General features: G+C 69.4%; 8 protein-coding genes. 3 read left to right on the top strand and 5 right to left on the bottom strand.

Annotated elements, in window-relative coordinates; all coding sequences use genetic code 11:
* From AB0I18_RS49505 to AB0I18_RS49485, 5 genes are all read right to left on the bottom strand, one after another.
* The coding region (locus AB0I18_RS49505; protein WP_363112437.1) for a PrpF domain-containing protein at positions 1-679 on the bottom strand (679 nt) is incomplete at its 3' end.
* A 139-nt stretch (positions 680-818) separates the two neighbouring features.
* Positions 819-1,469 carry a GntR family transcriptional regulator gene (locus AB0I18_RS49500; protein WP_363112436.1) on the bottom strand — a complete coding sequence of 217 codons (651 nt, stop codon included), beginning with the start codon at positions 1,467-1,469 and terminating at the stop codon, positions 819-821.
* Between the two features lie 150 nt (positions 1,470-1,619).
* Positions 1,620-2,372, bottom strand: a complete 753-nt coding sequence (locus tag AB0I18_RS49495) for an FAD:protein FMN transferase (RefSeq protein ID WP_363112435.1) — start codon at positions 2,370-2,372, stop codon at positions 1,620-1,622.
* 4 nt (positions 2,373-2,376) lie between these two features.
* A complete protein-coding gene (locus AB0I18_RS49490) occupies positions 2,377-3,066 on the bottom strand; it encodes an FMN-binding protein (protein ID WP_363112434.1) in 690 nt (229 codons plus the stop codon).
* A gap of 10 nt (positions 3,067-3,076) precedes the next feature.
* Positions 3,077-4,417 carry a ferredoxin reductase family protein gene (locus AB0I18_RS49485; protein ID WP_363112433.1) on the bottom strand — a complete coding sequence of 447 codons (1,341 nt, stop codon included), beginning with the start codon at positions 4,415-4,417 and terminating at the stop codon, positions 3,077-3,079.
* Positions 4,418-4,569: 152 nt separating this feature from the next.
* Here AB0I18_RS49485 and AB0I18_RS49480 point away from each other — a divergent pair, with 152 nt between their 5' ends.
* The 3 genes from AB0I18_RS49480 to AB0I18_RS49470 all read left to right on the top strand — a co-directional run bounded on the left by AB0I18_RS49480 (position 4,570) and on the right by AB0I18_RS49470 (position 12,465).
* Positions 4,570-5,259: a response regulator transcription factor gene (locus tag AB0I18_RS49480; RefSeq protein WP_363112432.1), complete on the top strand. Its 690-nt coding sequence runs from the start codon at positions 4,570-4,572 to the stop codon at positions 5,257-5,259.
* Positions 5,256-6,731 carry a HAMP domain-containing sensor histidine kinase gene (locus AB0I18_RS49475; protein WP_363112431.1) on the top strand — a complete coding sequence of 492 codons (1,476 nt, stop codon included), beginning with the start codon at positions 5,256-5,258 and terminating at the stop codon, positions 6,729-6,731. Before AB0I18_RS49480 ends, AB0I18_RS49475 begins: the two co-directional genes overlap by 4 nt.
* Positions 6,732-7,251: 520 nt before the next feature.
* On the top strand, positions 7,252-12,465 hold the full coding sequence (locus tag AB0I18_RS49470; RefSeq protein ID WP_363112430.1) for a family 43 glycosylhydrolase: 5,214 nt from the start codon (positions 7,252-7,254) through the stop codon (positions 12,463-12,465).
* The last annotated feature ends 124 nt before the right edge of the window (positions 12,466-12,589 follow it).

Raw genomic sequence — 12,589 nt, 5'->3', positions numbered from 1 at the left:
CGTCATAGGTGAGTGAAGGAACGTGCGCGCATTCTCGTTGTCGGCGGCGGCTACGTCGGGATGTACACCGCCCTGGGACTCCAGCTGATGTCGGCATGCCGTTGTCCACGCACGTCACCGGCACGTCGGCGACGATGTCGCGGACCTGGCCGGTGGGCAGCAACGGGCCGCCGCCCTGCGGGAATTCGATCACCACAGGTGCGGCCGTCCCCGGCACACCGGAGATCTCCGCGGAGCCGGTGTACACGACGCACCCCTCCGGGGTGGGGAACGTCGCGATGGCCAGGTCCGCGGTGTTGAGCATGCGGATCCGTACGGTGGTCTGTCCGTCTCCGGCGTCGACCAGCCCTCGCTCGACGGCGAAGGGGCCGACTCCTGCGAGCAGGTTGCCGCAGGTCTGACGGTCACTCACTTCCGCCGCATCGACGCCGACTTGGAGGAACAGGTAGTCGACGTCCGCCTCGGGGTCGGCCGATACGGAGACCACGGCCACCTTGCTGGTCAGCGGGTGCGCCCCGCCCAGGCCGTCGATCTGGCGCGGATCGGGGCTGCCCATGACGCGCAGCAACAGGTCGTCGCGTGCGGCGGGTTCGGCCGGCAGGTCCGCGGGCAGGAAGTAGGCGCCCTTGGAGGTGCCGCCGCGCATGAGCATGCAGCGCACGGCCTCGACCCCGGTCACGATCCCGCTCCGCCCTCGCGCCGGGCCCCGGCGAACCCGCCGCGCTCGCCGTGGGGCAGACACGCGCCGGTGGCGTTCTCACCGTGCGTCATTGCTGAATCTCCTTGATGGACAGGCCGGTCGGCCCACCCTCACGGCGTCATTCGCGCAACGCGTCGATCACTCCCGCGAGGTGGGCGCGGACGGTCGCTTCGGCCGCCTGCGGGTCCCGGGCCCTGATCGCCTCGATCAGGGCCAGATGCTCACCCAGGGACTTCTGCGGACGTCCCGGTCTCAGCGCGAGCTGGAAACGATGGCGCACCAGTTGCCCGTTGAGCCGCTCCAGGAGTCCGACGGCCGTCTGCTGACCGGAGAACTGCCGGATACGGGCGTGCAGTTCGTGGTTGAGGTCGGAGTAGGTCACCGGTTCGCCGTCGGCGACGGCCTTGGACATCGCCGCGCCCAGGTCCAACAGCTCGGTCAGCTGATCGTCACTGGCCGCCACGGCCGCCTTAGCCGCGCACAGTCCTTCGAGGACCATCCGGCACTCGGTGATGGCGACCGCTTCGTCGACCGTCACCACCCGCACCCGCGAACCCCGGTTGAGGATCCGCTCGACCAGTCCTTCCGACTCCAGCTCGATCAGCGCCGCCCGGACACTGGCCCGCGTCACACCGAACTGCTCGGCGAGCTCGTTCTCCACCAACCGCTGGGCCGGTGCCATCTCGCCGCGCAGGATCGCCTGCCGCAGCTGCACGAGTGCGTGCTGCCTGGCCTGCTCTCCGGTACTCGGGCGGGCATCGTTCGGCATGTGCTCTCCCTGAGTGAGTGCCTGTCGAACGTAAATCTAGTCCAACAACATTGTCAACAATTTTGTTCTATATGTTGCCGACAGACTTTACTCAGTTGGTCGGTCAGGCGGTGGTCGGGCGGTTGGTCAGGCCGGTGACCAGACAGGTGATCAGGCCGCCACGGGGAACCCCGGCGTACGCAGAACCCGGCGCTCGGCATCCACGGCGAACACCTCGCAGCCCTCCCGCCCGGCGGCCCAGTCGACCCCCTCCGCACCCATCGCGAACGCGGCGGTCGCCGTCGCGTCCGCCTCGGTCAGCGACGGGGCCACGACGGTCAGGCTCAGGAGTCCGGTCGCCGGACGGCCGGTACGCCCGTCGAAGATGTGGTCACCCCGTTCGTACCGCCCGGAGGTCGCCACCGCCCCGTCGGTGATCTCCAGGACGGTGCACAGCCGGTCGGACCGCTCCGGATGCCGCACGCCCACCCGCCACGGCCGGCCGGCCGAGACCACGTCACCGCCGGCGTTCAGGCAGAACGTCGTCACGCCCTCCGCCACGAGCAGGTCGGCGGCCCGCTGCACCGCCCAGCCCTTGACCATCGCGCAGGGATCAAGGCCGCGACCGGGCAGCCGCACCTCGAACGCGCCCCCGCTCTCGACCCGGTACCGCTCGCACAGGTCGAGGACCTCGACGAGATCCGGGCTGAGTTCGTGGGACCCGAGCTCGCCCCGGCCCAGCCGGGACACCTCGCTGTCGGGACGGAACGGGCTGAACCGCGCGTCGACCTCGCGCAGCCACGCGAACGCCAGGTCGGCGGCCGAGGAGGCCGCGGAGGCATCCCCCTCGGTGCCGCCGTCGGTGTCGCCGTCGCCGGTCTTCAGCGAGATCGGCAGCCCCATGATGTGCTCGACGCGGTTCATGTCATCAGGCCTTCGCGTCGATGGCGGCCTGCAGCGACTCGACGTATCCGTCGCTGGTGATCGTGGCACCGGACACCGCGTCGATGTCGGCGCTCTGCGCGTCGAGCGTCTCCGCGATCAACTTCGGCACGGCGGCCGTGGTCTGCGGGTGGTTCGGCTGCTTGAGCATGCGCACGGAGCTGATCCCGTCGCCCTCGAAGGTCACCTCCACCTGCACGGCGCCCTTCTCCGTGTCGATGGTCGAGCCCGCGACGACCTGGTTCGCGGCGGCCGGCGAGGGAGATGCCGCGGAAGACGTCGTCTGCGCGTCGATGGCGGCCTGGAGCGACTCCTTGTATCCGTTACTGGTGAGCGTGGCGCCGGACACGGTGTCGATGTCGGCACTCTGCGCCGTGAGCGTCTCCGCGATCAGCTTCGGGACGGCGGCCTCGGTCTGCGGGTGGTTCGGCTGCTGGAGCATGCGCACCGAGCTGATCTTGGCGCCGTCGAAGGTCACCTCCACCTGCACGGGGCCCTTCTCGGTCTTGATGGTCGACCCCTTGACCACCTGGGCCGAGGCGCCCTGCGAGGACGAGGAAGGCGGCGAGGCGGGTGCGGCGACCTCGGTGGTGGACGTGTCGGTCGACGGTGCGTAGCGCCACACCGGGATCAGGCCCGCGACGGTCAGGACCAGAACAGGTATTGCTCGTTTCACGGTGTCTCTCTCATCCCGCCAGGCTGAAGCGCTCGAAGTGGATCTGTTGCTTGGGCACGTCCAGCTCGCGCAGGGTGCGCAGGACGGCGCCCGTCATGCCGGGCGGCCCGCACACGAAGACGTCCCGCTCGGCCACGTCCGGCACGAGGCTCGCGAGCTCGCGCGGCGCCAGCTTGTCCGGGGTGGCCGGTCCGGTCACCAGGTGCAGCTCGGCGCCCTTGGCGTGGGCGAGTTCCCGCAGCTCGTCGTAGAGGACGGCGTCCTGGTCGGTCGCCACGCGGTAGATGACCACCGCGTGGCCGTGCAGCTCCTCCAGCAGGGCCCGGATCGGGGTGACGCCGACGCCACCGGCGATGAGCAGGGTGTCGGGGCGGGTGCGGTGCAGGGTGGTGAAGGCGCCGTAGGGGCCCTCGGCGAAGACCCGCGTGCCCACCTTCAGGTGGCGCAGGGCCGCCGTGCCGTCACCGGCCGTCTTGGCGGTGAGGCGGAGGGTGCGGCCGTCCGGCGCGGCCGACAGCGAGAACGGGTTGGCCTGCCACCAGCGGTCCTTGGTCAGGAACCGCCACAGGAAGAACTGGCCCGCCTGGGCCGGCATCCGGTCCAGGTCACGGCCGGTGATGTAGATCGAGACGACGTTGTCCGACTCGGGAACGACGGCCGACACGCGCAGCTGGTGCCGCAGGTTCCGCCACAGCGGGAGCACAAGACGGCCCAGCAGGACCGAGCCGAGCGCGACTCCCCACAGGACGTACCAGTACGTCTTGGCCGCTGACGACGCGTTGAAGGTCGTACCCGCCGCGACCTGGTGCGTGAACGCCAGCACCACCGCGACATACGTGTACAGGTGGATGAAGTGCCAGGTCTCGTACGAGAGCCTGCGGCGGGCGTAGCGGGCCGAGACGGCGCCGATCACGAAGATCAGCCCCATCGCGACGATCGCGCGCAGCACGCCCTCGACGGTCTCGGCGAGGTCGATCAGCTGGTTCACCGGGTTCATCGAGGACGACTGGGCGTAGCCGAAGGTGATGAAAACGGCGTGGCTCAGCAGCGTCCACAGCAGGCCGAAGCCGACCCAGCGGTGCCAGGAGGTGAGCCGGTCCATGCCGATGCGGCGGTCGAGCCACGGCAGCCGGGCGACCAGCAGCAGCTGGAAGGCCATCAGGAGCGCGCCGTACAGCCCGGCCAGCCGGCCCAGCACGATCAGCGTGTTGGAGGCGAACCCGGCCTGGACGAAGAACACGGTCACCACGGCGGCGTTCGCGGCCAGCAGTGCGTACAGGCCGGCGCGGGCCACCACCTTGGGGCGCACCGCCGCGGGAGGTGGGGGGACGGTCGTCTGGACAGTCGTCACGGACGGCAACTCCTTGATCCGGGTCCTGGGACTCCGAGCCTGCCTGGTGGGAGCTGTCGTTTACCTGTCGGACAACTTTCAAGTGTTTATCGATGTGGCGCCGACGGCCTCCCCGCTATGGCGTCAGGAGACACGTGAAGCACTATGGGCACGTGGAAAAAGTACGACTTCTCGTCGTGGACGACGATCCTCCCATCGCCGACCTGGTCGCGACGGTTGCCCGCTACGAGGGCTGGGAGGCGGTCACGGCCAACTCCGGCGAGGAGGCGCTGCACCGCGCCGCCGAGTTCCATCCGGACATCGTGGTGCTCGACCTGATGCTGCCGGGCCTGGACGGCTTCGCCGTGCTCGACCGGCTGCGGCTGTCCGGGACGATGGTGCCCGTCGTGTTCCTGACCGCCCGGGACGGCGTCGCCGACCGGGTCGCGGGACTGACCAGGGGCGGCGACGACTACCTGGTGAAGCCGTTCGCGGTGGAGGAGCTGATGGCCCGGCTGCGGACCGTGCTGCGCCGCAGCGCCGGGCCCGGGTTCCAGCGGTCCGTCCTCAGGGTCGCGGACCTGACCATGGACGAGGACACCCGTGAGGTGCGGCGCGACGACCGGCTGCTCACGCTCACCCCGACCGAGTACGAGGTGCTGCGCTATCTGATGCGCAAGTCGCCGACCGTGCTGACCAAGGCCCAGATCCTCGACCATGTCTGGGAGTACGGCTTCGGCGGCCGCTCGAACGTGGTGGAGCTGGTCGTGAGCCGGCTGCGCCGCAAGCTGGACGACAGTGGCGAGCCGTTGATCCACACCGTGCGGGGCGTCGGGTACGTGGTGCGGCAGGTCGCCGAGTGATCGGCCGTGCGGTCGGCCGCGTCCGGCAGACCTACCGCAGGCTGCGCCTGGGCACGCGGCTGGCGCTCGGCATGGGTGTGCTCTCCCTGGTGGTGTTCGCCGTCGTCGGAGCGGCCCTGTCGACGTACATGCGGGAGTACCTGGAACGCCAGCTGGGCAACCAGATGAAGCTCGTCCAGATCACCCAGTCCAAGGACGTCGCGGCCTACGGCACCGTGCAGGGGAAGCCGTACTACGGCTGGTACACCGCCGCGTACGAGGTCTCGGCCGGCGCGACCGTGCTCCGCAAGCCCGCCGACGTGCCGGCGGACGCCGATGAACTCGCCGTCGTGGCCGAGGCGTTGCGGGTCTCGCACGCCAAGGAGACGGTCCGGACCGCGGACATCAAGGGGAAGGGCACCTACCGGCTGCGCGCCTGCGAGGTCGAACCCGGCGTGGTCCTGGTCACCGCGGCACCCATGGAGGACATCGAGAACACCATGGACCAGCTGTTCACGGTCCAGGTCATCGCGTTCACGCTCGCGCTGGTGGGGCTCGTGGTCTTCGGCCGCGCGGTGCTGCGGCGCGGCCTGAAGCCGCTCAGCGACATGGCGCACACCGCGCACGGCATCACCTCGCACGACTTCACCGACTCGGCGCGGCTGCCGGTACGCGCCGACCGCGGCAACGGCGGTCCGGAGGTCGAGGAGCTGCGCACCGCGTTCAACACCATGCTGGAACACATCGACGACTCACTGGCCGTGCGTACGGAGGCCGAACAGCGGCTGCGCCGGTTCGTCGCGGACGCCTCGCACGAGCTGCGCACACCCCTGATGTCGGTACGCGGCTATGCGGACCTGTTCCAGTACGCGGCGGCCAACGAGCCCGGGGAACGGGACAAGCACCTGGCGCGGCTGCGCGCCGAGGCCGCCAGGATGGGCGTACTCCTCGACGACCTGCTGCTGCTCGCCCGTCTGGACGCCGCCGAGGTGGAGGCACCGCTGCGGCTGGAGGACGCGGACCTGGTGGAGCTGGTGCACCAGGCGGCGGACGGGTTCCGCGCGGGCCGGCCGGACCGTCCGCTGACCGTGACGGCCGGTCCCGACCCGGTGCGGATGCGGCTGGACCTGCTGCGCATCCGGCAGGTGCTGGACAACCTCCTCACCAATGCCGCCGTGCACACCCCGGCCGGTACGAAGGTGACCGTGGAGGTGACCGTCTCGGCCGGTGCGGCGGTGGTACGGGTCACCGACGCCGGTCCGGGCATTCCGGCCGACGACCAGGAGCGGGTCTTCGACCGCTTCTACCGGGTCGACAAGGCGCGCACCCGCGACCGGGGCGGCAGCGGCCTGGGACTCGCGGTCGCCCGGTCACTGGTGCGGGCCCACGGCGGCACCATAGAGCTGACCAGCCGCCCGGGCTCGACGGCCTTCACCATGAGGATCCCGCTGACCGGGGCGGATGGCGGCGCCACCGCGGACGTCCAGGGCTGACGCCCGACCAAGCGCTCCACTGGAAGTGCGGTGCGTCGACTGTGGGTCCGTCGCGGCTGGTCACTCCCCCACTCTCGGCTTCGCTCGAGCGGGGGACCCCCCATGACCGGGGGGACCCCCATCGCGGCGGAGCCGCAAAATGTCACAGCCCCGCGCCCCTTCGGGGCGCACCCGGCACCGAATGCCGCCCGCGCAGGGCGCGATACGGGCTCGCGACCCCCAAGAGCGCGCGTACATGGCGGCGTTCAGCAGGTGATACGCACGCGCCACCTCCGACAAAGGTCGTCCGACGCGTCGAACAGCTCATCAACCCGGCACTGACCTGCGGCTATCGGCAAGTGCAACAACAACTCGTCCGACCCGTCGCACGTTTCCCTTCACCTCTTGACGTTGCACTCCACCTCGATTGACACTCTCGCAACGCGACGTCACACAGACGAAACGGCAAGGTTGCCTGCCGCTGAGGCCTCGCATTCTCTTTTTCTCTTCAGAGCCGCCTCAGCAAAGGGAACTTGAAACGATGCAATCCGCACGACCGCGCAGCCGCGCGAGACGTTGGGCCGGACAACTCGCGGGATTCACCGCCGCGTCACTGCTCCTGGGTATCGCCGGACCCGCCACCCCCGCGCACGCGGCGGAGAACGCGGAAAGCGCAGAAAGCGCGGAGATCACCGACGGCCTGGCCCTCTGGTACAAGCTCGACGCAGCCTCCGGCACCACCGTGGCCGACGCCTCGGGCAACGGCCGCGACGGTACGGTCAACGGCGCCGCAGGCTGGTCCGGCAGCGGTGAGGGACTGGAGTTCAACGGCTCCGACACCTACGTCAAGGTGCCGGACAACGTCCTGAGCGGCATGAACTCGATCACCGTCTCGATGGACGTGCGGATCGACTCCACCCAGTCCACCCCGTACTTCATCTACGGCTTCGGCAACACGAGCGGCACCGCAGGCAACGGTTACCTGTTCACCACCGGCAACACCTTCCGGACCTCCATCGCGTCCGGCAACTGGTCGACGGAACAGAACACCCAGCCCTCTCCCGCCCGCCCGATGACCCGCTCCGTCTGGAAGCACGTCGCCTACGCCCAGACCGGCAGCACCGGTGTGCTCTACGAGGACGGCGTGGAGGTGGCCCGCAACACGGAGGTCACCATCACTCCCGGCTCCATCGGCAGTGGCGTCACCACCGCCAACTATCTCGGCAAGTCCGTGTATCCGGGCGACAAGCTCTTCAAGGGCAGGATCCGCGACTTCCGCGTATACGACCGCGCGCTGGCCGGCTCGGAGGTCGAGCAGCTCTCCCTCCCCGTCGCCACCCAGGGCGTCGCCGACGACAAGGCCGCCCTCACCCTCGGCGACACCGATGCCGTCGTCTCCGACCTGACCCTGCCGGCCACCGGCACGGCGGGCGGGTCCGCGATCAGCTGGGCGAGCGACACGCCTTCCGTGGTGTCGGCCACCGGTGCGGTGACCCGTCCCGCCGCCGGTGAGCCGGACGGCCACGCGACGCTCACCGCGACGCTGAAGAAGGGGTCGGTGTCCGCCACCAGGACCTTCGACATCACGGTCCCCGCCGCCTTCGACGACGCCACCGCCACGCGGCAGGCCGCCGAGGCGCTGACCGTGGCCAACCTCGACGACGTACGCGGCAACCTCACACTCCCCACCAAGGGCACCTACGGCACGGACGTCAACTGGGCCTCGGCGAAGCCGGACGTCGTAGCCGCCGACGGGGTGGTCCACCGACCCGCGCACGGCGCCGGCGGCACCACCGTCGAACTGACCGCGACCGTCACCAAGGGCGACGCGGAGACAACCCGTGTCCTCACCGCCAAGGTGCCCGAACTCCCCGCCAAGGAAGCCCTCAAGGGCTACATGTTCAGCTACTTCACCGGCGAGGGCACCTCGGACGGCGAGCAGCTCTACGCGGCTCTCAGCAAGGGCAACGACCCTTTGAAGTGGCGGGAGTTGAACGACGGCAAGCCCGTCCTGACCTCCACGCTCGGCGAGAAGGGTCTGCGCGACCCGTTCATCATCCGCTCCCCCGAGGGCGACAAGTTCTACCAGATAGCCACCGACCTGCGGATCTACGGCAACGGCGACTGGGACGCCTCGCAGCGCACCGGCAGCAAGTCCATCATGGTCTGGGAGTCCACCGACCTGGTGAACTGGACCGACCAGCGCCTGGTCAAGGTCTCACCCGACGCGGCCGGCAACACCTGGGCGCCGGAGGCCTTCTACGACGAGAAGCTCGGCGAGTACGTGGTCTTCTGGGCGTCGAAGCTGTACGACAACGAGGCGCACTCCGGCGACACGTACAACCGCATGATGTACGCGACCACCCGGGACTTCCGCACCTTCAGCGAGCCCAAGGTCTGGATCGACCGCGGCTACTCGGTCATCGACTCCACGATGATCAAGCACGACGACACGTACTACCGTCTGTCCAAGGACGAGCGGAACAACTCCTCGTCCACCCCCAACAGCAAGTTCATCTTCGAGGAGAAGAGCGACTCGATCCTCGATCCCTCCTACGACGCCGTCGCCGAGGGCATCGGCAAGGGGGCGATGAGCGCCGCCGAGGGGCCGCTGGTCTTCAAGTCCAACACCGAGGAGAAGTGGTACGCGTTCCTCGACGAGTTCGGCGGCCGCGGCTACATCCCGTTCGAGACGACGGACCTCGACTCCGGCGAGTGGACCCCGTCCGCCAACTACGACCTGCCCAGCAAGCCCCGCCACGGCACGGTCCTCCCGGTCACCCAGGCCGAGTACGACCGGCTGCTGCGCGCCTATCAGGCGGACCAGCTCGTCGAGTCCGTCGAGGACGTCTCGGTGACGACGGGCATCGGTGACGCCCCGGTCCTGCCGGGCACGGTCGTCGCCGACTACGCGGACGGGATCAAGCGACCCGTCTCCGTGACCTGGGACGAGGTCCCGGCCTCGGCATACGCGCAGGCCGGCACCTTCACGGTGACCGGCAGCCTGCCGGACGGCGCCGCACTGAAGGTCAAGGCCGAGGTCACGGTCTCGGCGGAAGGCCCCGAGGTACCCGCCGACCTGCTCCTGCGCTACGACTTCGACGAGACCGGCGGCAACATCGCCCGGGACTCCAGCGGCCACGGCTACCACGGCACGTACGTCCGCACGCCCGACTTCGGCACCGGAGTGGACGACGGCTCCTTCAAGATGTCCGGCGGGGACAGCGGCTCCACGACCTCGCCGTACGTCAGGATCCCGAACGGCGTCCTGAAGGGCGCCGGCAGCGTCACCGTCTCCACCCACGTCAAGTGGAAGGGCGGGGACAACTTCCAGTGGCTCTTCGGGCTGGGCCCGGACAGCGACAAGTACCTCTTCGCCTCCCCGTCCAACGGCGGCGGCAAGCTGTTCTCGGCGATCACCAAGGCCACCTGGTCGGGCGAGAAGCAGATGACGGCGGGCTCCCCGCTCACCGCGGGCAAGTGGCAGCACGTCACCGTCACCGTGGACGGCGCGGCCGAGACGGCGGTCCTCTACGTGGACGGCGTCCAGGCGGCCCGGGCGACCGGGGTCACCATCAAGCCTTCCGAGCTCTACGACGCCTCGAAGGGCTACTCCGGCTACATCGGCAGGTCCATGTACGCCCCGGACCCGTACTTCGGCGGCGAGGTGGACGACTTCCGGATCTACAACCGGGCCCTGTCGCCCACCGAGGTCCTCGAACTCAGCGGCAACACCACGGGCATCGCCGCGGCGACCCACCCCGCGCTGAAGGTCGACGCCATCGTCGACGACGCGGACAGCAGGATCACCCTTCCGCTGACCGAGGGCAGTGATCTCAAGGCCCTGGCCCCGGAGTTCACCCTCGCCCACGGCGCGTCCATCAGCCCCGCCTCCGGTACGCTCCGCGACTTCACCGAGCCCGTGACGTACGAGGTCACCGGCTCGGACGGCGAGAAGCGCACCTGGACGGTCGAGGCGCTGGAGATGAAGAGCCCGGTCCTGCCGGGGCTCAACGCCGACCCGAACATCGTGCGGTTCGGCGACACCTTCTACATCTACCCGACCACCGACGGCTTCCCGGGCTGGAGCGGCACGCAGTTCAAGGCGTACTCGTCCAAGGACCTGGTGCACTGGAAGGACCACGGGGTCATCCTCGACCTCGGTCCGGACGTGAGCTGGGCCGACAGCCGGGCCTGGGCGCCGACGATGGGGGAGAAGAACGAGAAGTACTACTTCTACTTCTCCGCCGACGCGAACATCGGCGTCGCGGTCTCCGACTCCCCCACCGGCCCGTTCAAGGACCCCCTGGGCAAGCCGCTGCTGAAGGCCGGCCAGTACACGGGCCAGATGATCGACCCGGCGGTCTTCACCGACGACGACGGCCAGTCGTACCTGTACTGGGGCAACGGCAGGGCGTATGTCGTGCCCCTCAACGACGACATGACCTCCTTCGACGCGTCGAAGGTCACCAACATCACGCCCAGCGGCTACAACGAGGGCTCCTTCGTCATCAAGCGCAAGGGCACCTACTACTTCATGTGGTCGGAGAACGACACCCGGGACGAGAACTACCGCGTCGCCTACGCGACCGGCTCCTCGCCCACCGGCCCCTGGACCAAGCAGGGCGTGATCCTGGAGAAGCGCCTGAGCCTCGGCATCAAGGGCCCGGGGCACCACTCGGTCGTCAAGGTGCCGAACACCGACGACTGGTACATCGCCTACCACCGCTTCGCCATCCCCGGCGGTGACGGCACGAACCGCGAAACCACCCTCGACAAGATGGAGTTCGACTCCGACGGCCTGATCAAGAAGGTCGTCCCCACCCTCGGTGGCATCGACCCGGTCACCATCGTCCACGCCGGACCGAACGCCCTGGGCACCGAGGGCAGCGCGATCCCCGTCACCGGCACCATCTCCGGGGCGGGCAGCCCGAAGTGGACGGTGGAGGACGGCGCGCCCTGCACCTTCGCCGACCCCGACGCCGTGCTGACCTCGGTCACCTGCGCCGACGACGGCACGTACGAGGTCACGCTGACCGGTGGCCGCAGCAGCGACACGCTCACCGTGACCGTGGACAACGCGGCGCCGGTGATCACCTCGGCCGCGGGCCCGAGCGCTCCGGTGTCGGCCCGCCAACGGACCGCCCTCACCGCGAAGTTCACCGACCTGGGCTCCGACGACACCCAGTCCTGCCGGGTCGACTGGCAGGACGGTACGGACCCGACGACCGGCACGGTCACCGGTTCCACCTGCGAGGCCACCCACACGTACACCGCGGCGGGCATCCACCGTCCGGTGGTCACCGTCACCGATGACGACGGCGCCTCGGACAGCTCCAAGCTCCCCGAGCTGATCGTGTACGACCGGGCGGCCGGCCCCGTGGCGGGCGTCGGCATCATCTCCTCGCCGGCGGGCGCCTACCCGGCCAAGCCCACGCTGACCGGTCCGGCCGGCTTCTCCTTCGGCGCCAAGTACAAGAAGGGCGCCACCGTCCCCAGCGGCAGCGCCACCTTCGACTACAAGGCCGGCAACGTGAAGTTCCGCGCCACGTCCTCGGACTGGCTGGTGGTCACCGACTCCGAAGCCCAGTACCAGGGCTCCGGCACCGTCAACGGCACCGGCGGCTACGGCTTCCGCATCACGATCACCGACTCCCCCGACACCTACCGCATCAAGCTCTGGAAGAAGTCCACGGGCGACGTCCTCTACGACAACCTCAAGGGCAGCAAGGCCTACGGCATCATCTTCGGCTGACGGCAACAGCCGACAACCGGCAACCGACAACCGCAAGGAAGCGACCGAGATGCTCGACGACGCGCAGCTGCGCACGCTCGAGGAGCGGTTGCGCTATCTGCGGGAGCTGGAGGAGCGCCGGACG

Source organism: Streptomyces sp. NPDC050704 (genome assembly GCF_040654355.1).
In the GTDB taxonomy this organism is placed as follows: Bacteria; Actinomycetota; Actinomycetes; order Streptomycetales; family Streptomycetaceae; genus Streptomyces.
Note: the sequence above shows the minus strand (reverse complement) of the source record. Positions and strands in the feature narration are given on the sequence as shown.